We start from the raw sequence: 16,003 nt of genomic DNA on the forward strand, positions 1-16,003 counted from the left end.
CGGCACAGACACCGCGCGGATCATCCTCTGCGACCGATGCGCAACAGGGCGGCAAAGGTTCTGGGAGCGGGATGATGGGATTCGACACCCTGCTCGAAGGCTTCTCGCGGGAGCAAAGCCGCGAGGGCGTCAATCTCCTTCAGGATGACAGTCTGTTAAGCCTGAACGAGCAGACAGTGGAATCGCCCGTAGTTGATGCCACGGCATTGCAGGCTTTACTCTCAGCCACTTCGACGGACGCGGCCTCTCTGGGAGTGGCTGCTCTCGCGCCGGGGAGCCAGGCCTATTCCGTTCTCGAGAGCCTTCTGCCCCGAATTCTGTCGCAGGCGGGTGCAGGCGGCCAGCCTAATCCCGAAGCACACAGCAATTCCTCTTCGATGCTGCCGTTGCTGACATCGGACGCGACTGCGGACAGCATTCTGAGCCCTGCCATTGGGCCGAAGCTATCAGTCTCTGTTCAGAACCAGGAAACCTATTTCCGACCCGTCATTGAGGGTTTCGAAACGGCGCTTCAAGAAAAGTTACCGGCTGAGTCAGTCGACCTTTCGACTGGAGTTCTTCCGGCCGATCTTGGCAGCAAGAAGTCCGTAGGCGTCGCAATGAAGATGCCCTCAGTCAATCTGCAGCAAGAGTTGGGCAACGATCCGGTCGTTCCTGATGCCGAGACGGCTAGCCCCCCTCGGAATGATGAGGATGAAAGCTTCGATAGAATTTCCCTCAGCCGAATGGCTGATCGTGCTGAGGTGCAGAAGCAAGCCGCTCCAAGCCTTCAGAAGATAGATGGCGGCTCACTGCCGGCCGGAACGCTCCACCAGATGGCTAGAGCGATCCTGGACGATGTGTCGGAGGTCTCCGGCCTTCAACAGCCGTCCTTCCAGGGCGATGGTATGCACCGCGTTGCCGTGGCCCGTGCCTCAGGGGGTGTTCTCAGGGTCCTCAGCCTGCAGCTCAACCCGGTGGAGCTGGGGCTTGTGACGATTAAGATGCGTCTTTCCGGAGACAGCCTGGAAATGGAGCTTCAGGTGGAAAAACAGGAAACGGCCGAACTCCTCAGAAACGATGCCGAGAAACTCTCCAGCCTGCTGAGAACCTCCGGCTATCGACCCGATGTGATCAATATCCAGACCGCTGAATCGATGAACCATGACCGCAATTCATTCCAGCGTCCGCAGCCGGGGACACAAGACCAAAGCTTCCAGGGCAGTGCAGGCGGCCAGAGCCATTCCTCAAGGCAGCATGGGCCGCATGGACAGGACGAGGCGGAACTCCGTAATGAGCCGAAACAGAAACGGACTGCTGCTAGCGGCAGCTCTGGCGGCATTTACCTCTAGCACCATTCCCGTGACGTCAGCCGTCGCTCAGCCTCTGGCAGGGCTGTGTGAGCGGGAGATGATGCGTGCCTCCGCTTTGTATGGCGTTCCGCTGGGAATGCTCTACTCTGTGGGCCTCACTGAAACCGGAAGGCGCGGAAGCCTGCAGCCCTATGCCATGAATGTAGAGGGCAAGGCGGTCTTCTCGAACAGCGCGACTGAGGCGATCCATAAATTCGAGCAGGCGAGCCGATCCGGAGCGAGACTGATCGACATGGGCTGCATGCAGATCAACCATCACTACCACCGCGAGAAGTTCCCGTCGCTGGAGAACATGTTGAACCCGCGCATGAACGTGGAATATGCTGCGCGCTTTCTCAAGGAGCTGAAGGCCCGCCATGAGACGTGGACTATGGCGGTCGCGCGCTATCATGCCGGACCCAACAACGATCCGGCGCAGAAGCGCTATGTCTGCCGGGTGATCGCCAACATGGTCGCAACGGGATTCGGCGCCTGGACCCCAGGCGCGCGCTCGTTCTGCGCGGATGCTCCCGGTCTCAACCCCGGACAAACGGCTGCGACAGATTAGAGAACTTCCACGAGTTGCGTTTCCCGATGAGACGCGCTGTCCTAGCGTGTCATCGTCAGTGCAGTCTCTGAGCCGTTCAGCGTACCCGAGAGAGCCGCTTCGGCGCCTGAAAGCCGGGCGACGACCTGGCCGCGGGAGAACAGGATGACATGATTGTCGCTTATGCTCCATCCGTTGACCGTCTTCAGAGCGCCGTTGGAGCAGCCCTGGGACGAAGCCTTGTACAAATCGAGCGACGGGACGCTCGAGAGCTGGACGCGGCACGAGGTGGAACTGACTCTGGCATTCCACATTCCAGCATAGGACGACGGGCGATGTGGTGGCCTGAAGACCCCAGGGGCACTGGCTTGAACATCGTCGTTGGTTCCGAGTTGTGCGGGGGAGGGGTATTGAGGATCGGGCGCGGGCAGAGGCTCCGGGGCTGAGCCGACATCAAACCCGGGCCGACTTGGAAGAGGCCCAGGAGGCAGCTCCGGCTCCAGATGGGCCTCATAGCCTTTCCGTGCAAAGCGAGAGGGCGATTCCACCATATGAATCGGCTCATCGAACGGCTGAACGGCAATCCCATATGTAGGGACGGCCGGCCGACCGCCCCAAGGAGCGGAGTATGCAGGGTAGCTCCTTGGCGTGGAGGCGGGTCCCCATGGGCCTTGGCCATAGAGATTTTCCGTTGAGTTGCAGGCTGTAACCGCGCCTGCAACCATGAACAAGGCAACCTTGGAAACTGCTTTGCGATTCATGAAGGTAAGCTGCCAGCGCTCAGCCATCAATGCCGGATAGATTCGGCAAGGCAATAGGGTGATTGGAAGTGCGGAGGAAGGGGTCGCAAGCGTGCAGAGGAAACGATGCGCGCGAAGGAGGAAAGGTTGAAATCGGACCGCTTGAAGGCCGGATCGAGCAGAACCCTGCTGATCTTTACCCCGATATAATAATCGCCGAAGATGAGCTGGAAGAAGACGGTCACCGCATCATGCACAAATTCCATGTCGAGGACAACACAGGATTGATTGCCCCGGACTGTGCTAACATGAGCGACATGGCCATATGACAGCGTCTCGCCCTTGAAGAACAGCTCGGCGGATGAGGTCAGCATCTCATCCATGTTTCCGTGCAGCTGGTTGTCAGCATAGAACCTGATGATATCGGCATCCGCGAGACAAAAATCCGCAATGACATCCTTGATATTGCAAGCGAGAACCTCCTCGAACGCCTGGATGTCCAGATGCTCGCTAGACGAGGCCACCATGTCCACGGTGCGAATGCTTCTCATTTCGACCTCGTGAGAATGTAGAATAGGATCTGTGCGACAGCTTTGTAGAAGTCGGGAGGAATCATACGATCCACCTCAACATGATTGTACATGGATCTTGCCAGAGGCTTGTCTTCGATAACGGGAACGCCGCTCTTCTCCGCGATTTCACGTATCTTAAGTGCGATGAGGTCTTGCCCCTTGGCAACAACGATCGGTGCGCTAGCCTCGTTGCGCTCGTAGCGCAAGGCGATCGCGTAGTGGGTTGGATTTGCAATGACGAAGGTCGCCTTTGGCACGGCAGCCAGCATTCGCTTGCGGCTTCGATCCTGAGCCAGGGAGCGCATGCGCGCCTTGACCATGGGATCGCCTTCCATCTGTTTGTATTCCTCCTTCACCTCCTGCTTGGTCATCATCAGGTCGCTGCGCCACTTGAAACGGGCCCAGAGCAGGTCGGCGGCGACGAGGACGATCGTTGCGATCGCGATGGCGGAGACGAGACGCATCGCCATGGTCAACATCAGCTCCGGAAGAAGGGACGGATCACTGAACATAGCATTCAAGACCTTATATTGCTCCGATCTCAGGAGCAGGATGCTGACCAGTGTCATCGTTCCGAACTTGAACAACGACTTTAAGAATTCGACGAGACCCTGCCGACCGAAGATTCGTTTCCAGCCGCCCATCGGAGAGACCCTGTTCCATTGCGGCCTGATTCTCTCGGACACCACGGATGGAACGTTCTGAAGGATGGAAGCTGCGAGGCTGCATGCGGCAAGGATGACGATGACGGGAATCAGGCACTGTGCGACCTCGATGGCAACAGCCTGCATCAGGTTTGCCGCATCGGCTCCTGTCTCCAGGCGAAAATCCTGCGGCCGGTTGATGAAAAGCGACAGTTTCTCCGTCAACGTTTTGGTGTTGCTGCGGACTGCAAAAGCCAAGCCGATGAGGATGCCCAGGATCGAAGCGAACAGCGGCGCCTCCCTTGAGAAAGGGATGTTTCCCTTCTCAAGGGCGTCGCGCACCTTCTTGTCAGAGGGCGCTTCTGTCTTGCTGTCCTTGTCATCCGTATCAGACATGGGCTGAAGCCTGTCGGTTAGAAGTAGGCTTCATCCTCGGTCTCTGAATTGATGACGATCTCTCCGCGGCCGGCCATCTCGAGGGCAAGGTCCGTGATGGTCCGGCGGGCTTCGGCAATATCGCGGTGTGACGAGGGCTCTTTGCTGTTCAGCTCGTGCTCGATCATGCGGCGGACGCGCGATGAAAGAGCCGACAGGACAACCTTGCGGAACTCTTCGTTCGTGCCCTTAAGCGCGAGGACGACGCGATCTGGCGGAACTTGGTCGAACAGGGTCGTGCGATCCTTCGGAGTAAGCTTGACGATATCATCGAACGTGAAGAGCAGCCCTCTGAGGATCTCCGCCGACTTGGGGCGGACGGACGAGAGATTGGTCAGGACGTCTTCCATGTGGTCGCGTTCCATCTTGTTGATGATGTCGGCGATCTTTGCGTGGGTGTCCGCGCCTGCGTTCTTCGAGAAGTTCGCCATGAAATCCTCATGGAGAGTCTTCTCGATGTTCTTCATGGTCTCGTCCACGATCGGCTTCATGCTGAGCATGCGGCGCATGAGGTTGTTCCGAAGCGGCTGAGGGAGCTGGGTCATCACCTTTGCGGCGCAGGAGGGCTTGACCTTCGAAAGGATCAGGGCTGCCGTCTGCGGGTGCTCCTTCATCAGGTAAGAGGCGATGGCGCTTTCCGATACCGTCGAAATCCGCTCCCAGATGCTCTTGTTCGCGTTGCCGACCACCTCGCTCATGATGCTGGAGATCTGCTCCGGGCTCAGGATGCCGGTAAGCAACTTTTCGATGTGAGCGACGCCTCCGATGAGGTCTGCCCCGTCCGTGAAGTTGGAGGCGAACTCCTCCACCAGCTGCTCGATCTGCGTGGGTGAGACGGGACCCAGCTGCGCGGCCGACTTGGTGACGAGGCGGATCTCATCCTCGCTGAAATGCTTGAGGATCCTACTGGCAGCAGGCTTCCCCATTGCAAAAAGCAGTGTTGCGACACGCTCGGGTCCCTTCAGGACCTTGGAGCCATTCGCCTTCATGGGAACTGGTGCGACCATGCGGAAAAACCACTTCAGCCGTTAAGATCGTTGCTCGGGGGGCCGACGATCTCGGTAAGCGAGATGCCGAAGCGGGAGTTGTCATCCTCGACGACCACGACCTCGCCGCGGGCGATGATCCTGCCATTCACGACGACGTCGACAGGTTCGCCCACGCGATGATCGAGAGGAACGATTGCTCCCCTACCGAGCTTCATGAGGTTGGCGACAGGCATGGTGGCGGATCCAAGAACCACTTGGATCGTGACCGGAATGCGCAGGATGGAATCGAGATTCCTGCCGCCGAACTTGTCGTCCTGCGAGGAGATGGCGCTCTCCTGCTGCCAGATGGCTTTGTCTTGAGATTTGTTTTCGAAAGGATTTGTCATGGGATCCGACTTTACGAATTAAGAGAATTGGAGCGGGACTGAGCCTGCCGGCCCGCCTCTCTCGTGAGGGTTTCCAGCTGCGCCGCGACTGCCTTGGCCTCCTCGATGCGAGCACCGAGCAAGGCAAGAGTCTCCTTGCCTTCGGTCCCGAAACTCATGACGGCCGTCTGAGCGCTCTTGAGGGCTTCTCCAGTCCGGTCGAAAATCTGCTGATACTCGGCATGATACCGGTCGAACTTCTTGAGCTTCACATACATGACCGCAACCATGATGCTGGTCGTTACGAGAGCCAGGAAGAGGATGATGTTAGCGAGGGAGGACATCGTCGAGGAATTCCTTTTCTTGGTCGATATGTTCGTCAACCTTAAGAACATAGCTGCCTTCAGACTGACCGATATTGCACCAGAACAGGCCTTGCTGGTTGCCTTCGAGCTTGACCCGGCTGCGGGGTGTCGCCTGCAGCTCGATGACATCGCCCACCTTCAGATCGGCGATCTCGCCCAGTGAGAGGTAGCGTTCCTCAAGCACCGCCTTGAGCGTCACTTCGGTCTTCTTCACCTCGGTTGCGATCTGCTTCATCCAGCGCGGATCCCGGCCGGAGGACTCGCTGGAGACAACGCGGGAGAGCACCTTACGCATCGGGTTTAGAACCGATTGCGGGATGACGACGAACATCTCGCCGCCGCGGTTGAGGGCCTGGAGCAGGAACTTCGCAGCGACTGCCTGATTGTTCCGGCGCCCGATGACCGCGAAGTCCATGCGGGTTTCGATGCGCTCAAGCTTGAATTTCGTATCGGCAACCAGTGCAAAGGAGGCTTGCAGAGCCTTGGCAACCTGCTCGAACAGAGTCTGTGCCATCCGCAGCTCAATGGTGGAGAAGCCGCGAGCTTCCTCGACAGGCGGCTCGGATCCATCGGATCCGAAGAGAATTTCCACCATCGTGTAGATGAAGTCGCGATCGAAGCCGATCAGGATGTGGCTGTCCCACTCGGGAGCGTGAAAGATGCCGGCGACCGCATTGGCCTCATACATCTCAAGGATCTCGCTGACTCGCCCGCTCTCGAGCCCGCTGAGCGAATAATACATGGGCGAGGCCGCCATGTGGCGCAGATGTTCGGCGCAGCTCGTGGTCATGCGGTCGAAGATGACATGGAGCATCGGAAGCCGGTCGAGCGAGAGGCCCGCCGAATCCAGCAGCATGTCGCGAATATCATTGGCATTCTGTGTCGCGCTCATCGATTAAGCCGCCTCTTTCAGCTCTTCGGACCGACCGCCTGTGGTGGTGGCGGCTTCGACCTCGTCGATAGTCGGGCGGTATTCCACCGAGATGCCCTTGCGGCCATGCTCGACGGCAATCTGCGGTAGAGCGCCGTTCATGTAGGCAATGAGCGCCTGTTTCACGATCACATAAACACGTGTCTGCTTCTCCCGTGTCGCCTTGACCTTGTTGGCGAGGGGCGACAGGAACGCATAGGAGATGAAGATGCCGACGAATGTTCCCACAAGAGCCGAGGCGATCAGGCCGCCCAGGATGGCGGGGGATTGGTCGATGGCGCCGAGCGCCTTCACGATCCCGAGCACGGCAGCCACGATGCCGAGCGCCGGCAGGGCTTCAGAGACGGTGTTGAGGGAATAGTATGGCTTCATACGATCGCGCTTGAGAGTTGCGATCTCCTCCTCCATGAGCGCCTCAATCTCATGGGGACGGGCATTGCCGATGATGATCAGGCGGGCATAGTCGCAGATGAAGAGTGTCAGGTCCCGGTCTTTCAGGACGCTCGGGAAGGACTTGAAGATCTCCGATTCCTCGGGCTGATCGATGTGGCCCTCGACCTCGTTGCGCGGCCTGTTCTTCAGTTCCCGCATCAGGGCGTAGAGGAGGCCGAGGATCGAGAGGTAGTGTTCCCGCTTGGGGACGGCGCCGGAGATTGCCTCACGGGCGGCGCGCCCGGTATCCTTCACCAGGGGCATGGGGTTGGCGATGATGAATGTGCCGATTGCGATGCCGCAGATGATCACGTACTCCCAAGGCTGCCAAATAATGGCCAAGTGCCCGCCCATGGCGACATAGCCGCTGACGAGCGAGCCGATGGCAACTGCCAGTCCGATCAAGACGCCCAATGCCGTAGTCCCCTATCGAAATTCAACCTGTTGACCATGTCCTAATCGCGGAGGCTTGCGCGAAGCTGGAACCGCGGGAGCAAGCCTCGTGCAAGGCTGCTCGATTACGGATTTTGCATTGATCGTCGGGCCTGCAGCTGCCGCACATGGAAGGCTGGCGCACCACCCGGTGACATCAGTGTCCCATGGGACACAGGCTGGAGGAGTTCAGATGCAATCTTCGCTCTATGTGGCGCTGTCCGCTCAGGTGGCGATGGAAAAGCGCCTCAGCACGATTGCGAACAATGTTTCGAACATCAACACGAGCGGTTTTCGCGCCGATGAGGTCAAGTTCGAGGAGATCTTGTCTCTGGCGGCGAAAGAGAACGTCTCTTTTGCATCATCTGGTCAGAACTTCGTGTCACGGCGCACGGGTCCCGTCATCAAGACGGACAATCCGCTCGATGTTGCGATCCAGGGAGAGGCTTGGTTCGCCTTCAACGGTCCCAATGGAGCTGTCTACACGCGGGATGGTCGCCTCAGGATGAATGAGAATGGCGATCTGCTGACAGTGGAGGGATTTCAGATTCTTGATGCGGGCGGAGCTCCCATCGCCCTCGATCCCATGGCCGGAACTCCCACGATCAGCCGGGACGGCACCATCACACAGGGCGGCAATCAGGTTGGAGCCATCGGCCTGTTCAACCTGAGGCCTGACGCCAAGCTCACCCGCTACGCAAACTCGGGAGTGATCTCGAACATTCCCGGCGACGTCGTTCAGGACTTCAACTCGAACGGCATTCAGCAGGGCTACAGTGAGGGCTCGAACGTCAACCCTGTCCTGGAAATGACCAAAATGATCGCCGTTCAGAGAAGCTTCGAGAGCGCGGCGACGACGATCCAGGAGAGCGAATCGACGCTCATGGATGCGATCAAGACCCTGGGTCCTAGCACCTGATGGCCGTTATGAATGCGCTGCAGTCGCTTGAAGAGCTTGTCCTCACTGAAGGTGGGGCGAGACGGAAGATCAGGATCAGCGGCGTCATCAACGAGGTCACGCCGAGCTATTACCGGGTCGCCGGCCTGTCACAGTTCGTGAAGCTCGGAGATCGGGTTGGGTTTTCAGCTCAGGGCAAAACCGAGATCGGAGAGGTGGTCCGCATCGATAGTGGCGGCGTCACGGTCAAACCCTTCAATGGGAGGATCGAGGCCGGCCTCGGAATGCCCGCCTTTCTCGTGGGAAATGTCGGATTGAGCCCCGATCACAGCTGGCGCGGGAGGGTGATCAACGCCCTCGGAGAACCGCTGGATGGATTGGGACCCCTCATCCCCGGCGCGACAACGGTCCGGAACGATGCCGAGCCTCCGTCGGCCATGCTGCGCTCCAGGGTCAAGGAGCCGCTCCGGACGGGCGTCAAAGCCATCGACCTGTTCACGCCGATCTGCAAGGGGCAGCGCATCGGCATCTTCGCCGGTTCGGGCGTCGGCAAGTCCACCCTCCTGACCATGCTGGCGAAATGCGACGGCTTCGACACCATCGTCGTTGCTCTGGTCGGCGAGCGCGGTCGCGAGGTCCGAGAGTTTCTGGAGGGGCCGATCCAGGCCAACCTCCACAAATCCATCATGGTCGTCTCTACCGGCGATGAGAGCCCGATGATGCGCCGTCAGGCGCCGAGGACGGCCGTAGCCCTGGCGGAATACTTCCGCGATTGCGGCGAATCGGTTTTGCTCATCGTCGATTCCGTGACCCGCTATGCCCATGCGGCCCGCGACGTGGCGCTTGCCGCCGGCGAGCCTGCAGTCGCACGTGGATATACACCCAGCGTGTTCAGCGATCTCCCGCGCCTTCTCGAGCGCGCCGGGCCGGGCGAGGATGGCAGAGGAGGAGCAATCACAGGGATCTTCTCGGTGCTGATCGATGGTGACGACCACAACGATCCTGTGGCTGACAACATCCGTGGAACGCTCGACGGGCATATCGTTCTTGATCGCGCCATCGCCGATCAGGGGCGATATCCGGCCATCAACGTTCTGGGCTCCATCTCGCGTCTGGCCGATCATGTGTGGTCGACCGATCAGAAGGAACTCGTTCGTCGCCTGCGCAGCCTCATCGCTCGGTTCGAGGATACGCGTGATCTCAGGCTCATGGGCGGATACCACCCCGGGAACGATCAGGAGCTCGACCAGGCCGTGGTGCTCGTACCAAAAATCTACGAGGCTCTGCGGCAGGATCCGTCCATGCCGGCGAGCCGCGATGCCTTCATGGATCTGGCTCAGATCCTGAGACAATAGCATGAACCCTTCACCCCTTATCCAAAGCATGGCCCAGCACAGCTTCGCACAAGCGTCGTGGTGTTTAGTTCAAGCTGAAATCTAGGAGCTATCCATGAGTCTTTATGGCGTTCTTCGTAGCGGCGTCTCTGGCATGAACGCCCAGTCCAACAAGTTGGGGACTGTCGCCGAAAACATCCAGAACTCGAGCACGACCGGATACAAGCGCGCCTCGACGGAGTTCTCGTCGCTCATCCTGCCCTCGAGCGAAGGCAATTATAATTCCGGCTCCGTCACGAGCCGCGTCCGCTACACCATCGCCGATCAGGGTCCTATTGCCTATACGACGTCCGGATCTGACCTGGCGATCTCGGGAAACGGCTTCTTCGTGGTGTCCGATCCGAGCGGCTCTCCTTACCTCACCCGCGCCGGCAACTTCGTCAAAGATGGACGAACCGGCAACCTGATCAACGCCGCCGGCTTCACGCTGATGGGCTACAAGCTCGGAGCGGAGGCGGTCGATCCTTCTCTGAACAGCCTCGACGGTGTCGAGCCGGTCAACATGGCTTCCTTTGGCATGCAGGCGACAGGGTCGACGGCGGGTACCTTCAAAGGCAACCTTCCTTTCGGCCAGCCTGTCGCGGTCGCTAATGGTGCAGCAACGCCTGCAAGCGTGGCGCCGCCTGTGGCCAGCAGCGTTCTTTTCGCAGGTCCCGCCGTGAGCCGTGGCGCGCAGATCGCATTCAGCGTCGGTGGCGGTGCCGATCAGATCTTCACGGTCACGACGCAAAAGACGCCGGCCGAAGTCGCCACAGCCATCAACGCAGCCGTAACCGCCGGCACGCTGACCGGGGTCAACGCTTCCACGAATGCGGCCGGCGATCTGATCCTGACCTCGACCGATCCGGCCTTTTCGACGAATGTAGCAGGGTCCTTCACCTCGGTGAGCAAGGCATCGTCGCTGCAGGTCTACGATAAGGTCGGTAATCCAATCAAAGTCGACATCGCACTCTCGAAGATCGATGCCGATACGTGGACCATTAGCGTCTTCAACGGCAGCGATCCCGCCGCGCCCCTCACGGGGACGACCTCGATGGAGCTGAACTTCGATGCGGACGGCAAGCTGACCGGATCGGGCGCGCTTGGGTTCAACATCCCCGGGGGCGAGGCGTTCAACCTCGACATGTCGGGCATGACGCAGCTTGCTGGCGAGTACAACGTCACCGGCAGCTCCAACGGCAATGCGCCGTCAGCCGTCAAGGACGTCGAGTTCGCCGCTGATGGCACCGTTTATGCGGTCTACGAGGACGGCACCCGTGTCGGCGCCTATCGGATCCCGCTTGCGACCGTCCCGAGCCCCGACAACCTCAGCCCCCGAGCCGGCAACGTCTATGAGACGACGGCAGCCTCCGGTGGCTATCAGGTCGGCTTCCCGGAGATGTCCGGCTTCGGCTCGATCGCTTCGGGAGCCCTGGAAGGGTCGAACGTCGATATCGGCACCGAGCTCACGGCGATGATCGAGGCCCAGACCAGCTACACCGCGAACTCGAAGGTCTTCCAGACCGGATCAGAACTGCTCGACGTTCTGATGAACCTGAAGCGGTAACCTGCACTCTCTTGCCCCAGGGCCATTGATCCATGTCTTTGTCTGTTGCCTACAACACGGCACGTTCATCGCTCCAGGCGTCGCAGTCGCAGATGGCGGTTGTGTCGCGCAATACGGCTGGCGCCTCGGACCCAAGCTACTCCCGCAAGATCGGGGCGCTCACGACGACGGGCGGGTTCGCCCGCATCACGGTGCTCCGAGCGAGCGACAGCGCCCTTTTGTCGAAGATGCTGGAGACCACCTCCAGCGCCGCGACTCAGAAGGCCTTGCTCGAGGGGCTGCAAAAGCTCAGTGTGACTATCGGTGATACGGAACTCGATCAATCGCCTGCGGCTCGCATGGGAGCCTTGAACAGTGCGCTGCAGCAATATGCGAATGCGCCAGACAATCCTGACCTTGCTCAGGCCGTCGTCAAGGCCGCCACGGAGATGGCGACGAGCCTCAATGACGCGACAGCCACGGTTCAGGCTGTCCGTCTTGAGACCGATGGCCAGGTCGGGGATTCGGTTGCGCGCATCAACGATCTCCTTCGCAAATACGAGAAGGCGAACAACCAGGTGATGAGCGGATCGGCCCTCGGAGCCGACGTGAGCGATTCGATGGACCAGCGCGACAGCCTGATCGCGCAGCTGTCCGAGGAGATCGGCATCACGGTCGTCCCCCGTGCCGGCCATGATGTTGCTCTCTACACGGACAGTGGCGTTCCGCTCTTCGACCGAAGCCCACGGACCGTGACCTTCTCACGGACGACCGTGTTCGGGCCTGCCGTGACGGGAGCGGATGTCCTGATCGATGGAATTCGCGTCACGGGGCCGGGGGCGCCGATGCCGCTGAATTCTGGCAACCTCGCGGGTCTCACCCAGCTGCGTGACGATGTCGCCGTAGCCTACCAGGAGCAGCTCGACGAGATCGCCCGTACCCTTGTCGAAGCCTTCGCGGAGAAAGACCAGACGGCCGCCGCAAAGGCCGACAGGCCGGGTATCTTCACCTATCCGGCTGCCACAGGTGTGCCCGGAACCCCAGCTCCGACAGGTCTGGCTGGGGTGCTTCGGGTGAATTCCGCAGTCAATCCAGCCGAGGGTGGCAAGTTCGAGCTGATTCGCGACGGCGGCATCAACGGGGTGGATTACACCTACAACCCTGCCGGCGGCGCGAATGCTGCATTCTCCGGGCGCCTCTCCGGCCTGGTGGATGCCATGTCCGTTCAGCGTCCGATCAATACCGGCCTCGGATTCGGTCCTCAATCATCGCTTCTGAGCCTTGCCTCATCGTCGGGCAGCTGGCTTGAGGCAACACGTCAGAGCGCGCATCAGCGGGTTGAATACCAAACGACACTCCTTGGGCATGCATCCGAGGCGCTGTCCAACGCAACAGACGTGAACATGGATGACGAGACGGCACTCATGCTGCAGTTGGAGAAATCCTATTCCGCTTCGGCCAAGCTGCTCTCCGTCATCGATCAGATGCTCAAGACACTCCTCAGCGTGGTGGGCTAATCCATGAGAACCTCTTTTGTCTCGACCCTGGCGCTCTGGAATTCATCCAAGACGTCCCTCGACAAGATGCAGACCGGCCTTGTGAAAGCGAACAAGGAGCTCGTCACCGGCCGCGATGCGGATGTAGGTCTCAAGCTCGGCTACAAGACCGGCCAGACCCTGTCCCTGCGCCAGGACCGCGCCGAGATCGATGCCCTGATCGACAGCAATGCCTCGATCCTGCTTCGGATGAAGTCGAGCACGACGGCCCTCGATCAGGTCCGGACCAACGGCGATAAGTTCATGGATGCGCTCATTGCGACGCCATTGAATTCATCGAGCCTCACGACGGTCATGTATCAGGCGAGAGTCAATCTCCAAAGCATGGTTTCGTCGATGAACAGCAACGTGGGTGGTCAGTACATCTTTGGCGGCATCAATTCGCAGGAGAAGCCGCTCAATGACTACTCGGGCGGAACGCCTACCTTACGCGCGGCTGTCAGCATTCCCGTATCGGGCTTGTCGGCCGGCGATGTCATCAGGTTCGGCGTGGGCGGCACTCCGGAGCAGGTCTTCACTGTCACCGGAGAGACCACCGTCGACGCTCTTGTCACGTCCATCAACGCAGCGGTCGCGGCGACCACCCTCAGCGGCGTGGAGGCTTCCCGCGATCCGGTGACCGGCAACCTCGTGCTGAAATCAATCGATCTGATGGGCAAGACCGACGTGACCGGCTCCTTCACGGATGTGGACGGGGCTGGGATCCCGGTCGAGGGATCCGTCACGCGAAGCCCTCAAGCCGCTGTCGCCTCGGCTTTCAGGTCGACCTTCGGGTTCGGGGTGGGTGACGCTGCCGTGTCGACGATCACGCCCGGCGACATGAAGACCTTCCTGGACGGTTCTTTCGCGGCGCTGTTCGAGGGTTCCAACTGGCAGGACTGGTCGAATGCATCGAGCCAGAACATCCAGAGCAAGATCTCCGCGACGGAAAAGGTAGAGGCGTCCACCAACGCCAACGGCCAAGGCATCCAGAAGATGGCGATGGCCTATACGATGATCTCCGAACTCGGTCTTGATCGTCTTGGCGAAACCACCAGGGAAGCTCTCGTCAGTAAGGCACTTGAAACTTTCTCCGAGGCAACCACGGGCGTGAAAACCATGCAGTCCAAACTTGGAGCCGTTCAGGAGAAGGTCGAGGAGGCCGACGAGCGGATGAGCCTGCAGAAGGATATCCTCGACGCGAAAGTCATCCATCTGGAGGCGGTTGACCCGGCCGAGGCGAAGATCAGGGTCGATCGGCTGATGACGCAGATTCAGACGTCCTACTCCCTGACGGCACAGCTCAGGACCATGAGCCTGATCAACTATTTGTAATGGGTGGAGTGAAGTATGTACCGTTTCTCCTACGCCGAAGTTATTGAGGACTCCTCCAGGGATTGCCGCGACCGCGAGTACCAGCTTTTCGACCGGGCCATCACGATGATGAAGGCGGCCAAAGGCAAGCCGTCCCAGTCCCAGGAAATGCTTGAGACCATCGTCTTCGTTCAGCGTCTCTGGACCTTCCTGATCAAGGATATCGGGCACCCCGACAACGGGCTCCCGGATAAACTCAAGGGACAGCTCATCTCTATCGGCCTCTGGGTCATGCGCGAATCCGACCGCGTGATCCGAGGCGAACACAACAATCTCGATGCTCTGATCGATATCAATGCCATGATCCAGGAAGGCCTGAAATGAAAGCGAAGATGCGGTTTTCCCTCAAGGCGGGCGAGCGGATTTTCATCAACGGTGCGGTTCTGACGGTGAGCCAGAAGGTCACTTTGAGCCTTCTGAACGAGGCGCGCTTCCTCCTGGAGAGCCACGTGCTTCAGGTCGCGGAGGCGACCACGCCGATGCGCCAGCTCTACTTCGTCGCGCAGTCCATCCTGATCAACCCTCAGGACGCTGAAAAGGTGATGGGCGCCTTCCGCACGCTGTACGACTCGATTCTGCTGATGACGACCAACGAACCCGCGAAGGAAACGCTTCGCCGGGCCGGCGATCTGGTCGAAGCAGACAGGATCTTTGAAGCCCTCAAGCTCATCAAGACCCTGTTCGAGCCGGACGAGCGCTCTGTTGCGCCAGCCGCTGCAGCCGTCCAGGCCGCCTAACAGGGAGACTTGCAATGAATGTGACCTCCGTATCGTCGCCTGTCGCAAGCCGCTCGAACGCGACCGGCCAGTCGACCGCCACGGCGACCTACGACAACTTCCTGAAGCTCCTGATGGCCCAGATGAAGAATCAGGACCCGACGGAGCCCATGAAATCCACCGAGTACATGGCTCAGCTCGCGACCTTCTCTCAGGTCGAGCAGACGGTGCAGAGCAACGCCAAGCTTGATGCGCTGCTCGCGTCGTCGGCTCTTTCCCAGGCCGACAGCGTCATTGGCCGGACCGTGACAACGGCCGACGGTAAGATCTCCGGCAAGGTGGATTCGGTGATCATCACCAACGAGGGAGCCGTCGCCAAGCTGACGGGTGGCGCCAATGTCCTGCTCGGCCCGGGCATCGTGGTGAGCTGACATGAACGAAGTCGACGCCCTGGAACTGGTCCGCGCTGCGATCTGGACCGTCATCATCGGAGCAGGACCGGCTGTGGCCGCGGCCATGGTCATCGGCATCGTCATCGCCCTGATCCAGGCGCTGACCCAGATCCAGGAGGTCACCCTCACATTCATCCCGAAGATCATCGCGATCCTCGTCGTCGCTCTGGTGACGGGCTCGTTCGTCGGTTCCCAGATCTTTGCGTTCACGGAACTCGTCTACGGCCGGATCGTAACAGGGTTCTAGCGGCGGCCGGAACCCTGTGCTGACCAAGAGGGCGATCCACTCATAGACCTTTAAGGCTTGCGACCTCCGCGCAAGCTTC

At 59.8% G+C, this 16,003-nt stretch carries 19 protein-coding genes; 11 read left to right on the plus strand and 8 right to left on the minus strand.

Annotated elements, in window-relative coordinates:
- The first annotated feature begins 74 nt into the window (after window positions 1–74).
- Window positions 75–1,331 carry a flagellar hook-length control protein FliK gene (fliK, locus tag VB618_RS04095; protein WP_329795261.1) on the plus strand — a complete coding sequence of 419 codons (1,257 nt, stop codon included), beginning with the start codon at window positions 75–77 and terminating at the stop codon, window positions 1,329–1,331.
- Window positions 1,273–1,899: a transglycosylase SLT domain-containing protein gene (locus VB618_RS04100; RefSeq protein WP_442931640.1), complete on the plus strand. Its 627-nt coding sequence runs from the start codon at window positions 1,273–1,275 to the stop codon at window positions 1,897–1,899. The genes fliK and VB618_RS04100 overlap by 59 nt, the downstream gene beginning before the upstream one ends.
- A gap of 41 nt (window positions 1,900–1,940) precedes the next feature.
- Here VB618_RS04100 and VB618_RS04105 read toward each other — a convergent pair whose 3' ends face one another.
- From VB618_RS04105 to motA, 8 genes are read right to left on the minus strand one after another with little or no spacing between them, the layout of a single operon-like run.
- Window positions 1,941–2,666, minus strand: a complete 726-nt coding sequence (locus tag VB618_RS04105) for an AprI/Inh family metalloprotease inhibitor (RefSeq protein WP_329795264.1) — start codon at window positions 2,664–2,666, stop codon at window positions 1,941–1,943.
- A complete protein-coding gene (locus tag VB618_RS04110) occupies window positions 2,666–3,169 on the minus strand; it encodes a hypothetical protein (protein ID WP_329795265.1) in 504 nt (167 codons plus the stop codon). Before VB618_RS04110 ends, VB618_RS04105 begins: the two co-directional genes overlap by 1 nt.
- Window positions 3,166–4,230 carry a flagellar biosynthesis protein FlhB gene (flhB, locus tag VB618_RS04115; RefSeq protein WP_329795266.1) on the minus strand — a complete coding sequence of 355 codons (1,065 nt, stop codon included), beginning with the start codon at window positions 4,228–4,230 and terminating at the stop codon, window positions 3,166–3,168. Before flhB ends, VB618_RS04110 begins: the two co-directional genes overlap by 4 nt.
- Before the next feature lie 17 nt (window positions 4,231–4,247).
- Entirely contained in the window at window positions 4,248–5,276 is a 1,029-nt protein-coding gene (locus VB618_RS04120; RefSeq protein ID WP_329795267.1) for a flagellar motor switch protein FliG, read from the minus strand.
- 14 nt (window positions 5,277–5,290) lie between these two features.
- A complete protein-coding gene (gene fliN / locus VB618_RS04125; protein WP_329795268.1) occupies window positions 5,291–5,644 on the minus strand; it encodes a flagellar motor switch protein FliN in 354 nt (117 codons plus the stop codon).
- Window positions 5,645–5,655: 11 nt separating this feature from the next.
- Window positions 5,656–5,967: a hypothetical protein gene (locus tag VB618_RS04130; RefSeq protein WP_329795269.1), complete on the minus strand. Its 312-nt coding sequence runs from the start codon at window positions 5,965–5,967 to the stop codon at window positions 5,656–5,658.
- Window positions 5,951–6,880, minus strand: a complete 930-nt coding sequence (locus VB618_RS04135; RefSeq protein ID WP_329795271.1) for a flagellar motor switch protein FliM — start codon at window positions 6,878–6,880, stop codon at window positions 5,951–5,953. The genes VB618_RS04130 and VB618_RS04135 overlap by 17 nt, the downstream gene beginning before the upstream one ends.
- Window positions 6,881–6,883: 3 nt before the next feature.
- Entirely contained in the window at window positions 6,884–7,765 is an 882-nt protein-coding gene (gene motA, locus VB618_RS04140) for a flagellar motor stator protein MotA (protein WP_329795272.1), read from the minus strand.
- 211 nt (window positions 7,766–7,976) lie between these two features.
- On the opposite strand from motA, the gene flgF reads away from it, so the two are divergent.
- From flgF to VB618_RS04185, 9 genes are all read left to right on the plus strand, one after another.
- Entirely contained in the window at window positions 7,977–8,702 is a 726-nt protein-coding gene (gene flgF, locus VB618_RS04145; RefSeq protein ID WP_329795273.1) for a flagellar basal-body rod protein FlgF, read from the plus strand.
- A gap of 8 nt (window positions 8,703–8,710) precedes the next feature.
- Window positions 8,711–10,036 (plus strand): flagellar protein export ATPase FliI, encoded by a 1,326-nt coding sequence (gene fliI, locus VB618_RS04150; RefSeq protein WP_329795686.1) that lies wholly within the window; start codon window positions 8,711–8,713, stop codon window positions 10,034–10,036.
- 94 nt (window positions 10,037–10,130) lie between these two features.
- On the plus strand, window positions 10,131–11,621 hold the full coding sequence (locus VB618_RS04155; protein WP_329795275.1) for a flagellar hook protein FlgE: 1,491 nt from the start codon (window positions 10,131–10,133) through the stop codon (window positions 11,619–11,621).
- Between the two features lie 32 nt (window positions 11,622–11,653).
- Window positions 11,654–13,117 carry a flagellar hook-associated protein FlgK gene (flgK, locus tag VB618_RS04160; protein WP_329795276.1) on the plus strand — a complete coding sequence of 488 codons (1,464 nt, stop codon included), beginning with the start codon at window positions 11,654–11,656 and terminating at the stop codon, window positions 13,115–13,117.
- A 3-nt stretch (window positions 13,118–13,120) separates the two neighbouring features.
- A complete protein-coding gene (locus VB618_RS04165; protein ID WP_329795277.1) occupies window positions 13,121–14,470 on the plus strand; it encodes a flagellar hook-associated family protein in 1,350 nt (449 codons plus the stop codon).
- A 15-nt stretch (window positions 14,471–14,485) separates the two neighbouring features.
- Entirely contained in the window at window positions 14,486–14,833 is a 348-nt protein-coding gene (gene flaF, locus VB618_RS04170; RefSeq protein ID WP_329795278.1) for a flagellar biosynthesis regulator FlaF, read from the plus strand.
- Window positions 14,830–15,246 (plus strand): flagellar biosynthesis repressor FlbT, encoded by a 417-nt coding sequence (gene flbT, locus VB618_RS04175; protein ID WP_329795280.1) that lies wholly within the window; start codon window positions 14,830–14,832, stop codon window positions 15,244–15,246. The genes flaF and flbT overlap by 4 nt, the downstream gene beginning before the upstream one ends.
- Window positions 15,247–15,260: 14 nt before the next feature.
- Complete coding sequence (gene flgD, locus VB618_RS04180) at window positions 15,261–15,656, plus strand: flagellar hook assembly protein FlgD (protein WP_329795281.1); 396 nt, start codon at window positions 15,261–15,263, stop codon at window positions 15,654–15,656.
- A 1-nt stretch (window position 15,657) separates the two neighbouring features.
- On the plus strand, window positions 15,658–15,924 hold the full coding sequence (locus VB618_RS04185; protein ID WP_329795282.1) for a flagellar biosynthetic protein FliQ: 267 nt from the start codon (window positions 15,658–15,660) through the stop codon (window positions 15,922–15,924).
- Window positions 15,925–16,003: the final 79 nt, after the last annotated feature.

The sequence above is a fragment of the Microvirga sp. CF3062 genome, from assembly GCF_036314045.1.
GTDB lineage: Bacteria > Pseudomonadota > Alphaproteobacteria > Rhizobiales > Beijerinckiaceae > Microvirga.

Coding starts and splice junctions, on each gene's coding strand:
- flgD (WP_329795281.1), top strand. CDS start 15,261: ATGAATGTGACCTCCGTATCGTCGCCTGTCGCAAGCCGCTCGAACGCG.
- flbT (WP_329795280.1), top strand. CDS start 14,830: ATGAAAGCGAAGATGCGGTTTTCCCTCAAGGCGGGCGAGCGGATTTTC.
- VB618_RS04110 (WP_329795265.1), bottom strand. CDS start 3,169: ATGAGAAGCATTCGCACCGTGGACATGGTGGCCTCGTCTAGCGAGCAT.
- VB618_RS04105 (WP_329795264.1), bottom strand. CDS start 2,666: ATGGCTGAGCGCTGGCAGCTTACCTTCATGAATCGCAAAGCAGTTTCC.
- flgK (WP_329795276.1), top strand. CDS start 11,654: ATGTCTTTGTCTGTTGCCTACAACACGGCACGTTCATCGCTCCAGGCG.
- VB618_RS04135 (WP_329795271.1), bottom strand. CDS start 6,880: ATGAGCGCGACACAGAATGCCAATGATATTCGCGACATGCTGCTGGAT.
- VB618_RS04185 (WP_329795282.1), top strand. CDS start 15,658: ATGAACGAAGTCGACGCCCTGGAACTGGTCCGCGCTGCGATCTGGACC.
- fliI (WP_329795686.1), top strand. CDS start 8,711: ATGAATGCGCTGCAGTCGCTTGAAGAGCTTGTCCTCACTGAAGGTGGG.
- flhB (WP_329795266.1), bottom strand. CDS start 4,230: ATGTCTGATACGGATGACAAGGACAGCAAGACAGAAGCGCCCTCTGAC.
- flaF (WP_329795278.1), top strand. CDS start 14,486: ATGTACCGTTTCTCCTACGCCGAAGTTATTGAGGACTCCTCCAGGGAT.
- VB618_RS04130 (WP_329795269.1), bottom strand. CDS start 5,967: ATGTCCTCCCTCGCTAACATCATCCTCTTCCTGGCTCTCGTAACGACC.
- VB618_RS04120 (WP_329795267.1), bottom strand. CDS start 5,276: ATGGTCGCACCAGTTCCCATGAAGGCGAATGGCTCCAAGGTCCTGAAG.
- fliK (WP_329795261.1), top strand. CDS start 75: ATGGGATTCGACACCCTGCTCGAAGGCTTCTCGCGGGAGCAAAGCCGC.
- flgF (WP_329795273.1), top strand. CDS start 7,977: ATGCAATCTTCGCTCTATGTGGCGCTGTCCGCTCAGGTGGCGATGGAA.
- VB618_RS04100 (WP_442931640.1), top strand. CDS start 1,273: ATGAGCCGAAACAGAAACGGACTGCTGCTAGCGGCAGCTCTGGCGGCA.
- VB618_RS04165 (WP_329795277.1), top strand. CDS start 13,121: ATGAGAACCTCTTTTGTCTCGACCCTGGCGCTCTGGAATTCATCCAAG.
- VB618_RS04155 (WP_329795275.1), top strand. CDS start 10,131: ATGAGTCTTTATGGCGTTCTTCGTAGCGGCGTCTCTGGCATGAACGCC.
- fliN (WP_329795268.1), bottom strand. CDS start 5,644: ATGACAAATCCTTTCGAAAACAAATCTCAAGACAAAGCCATCTGGCAG.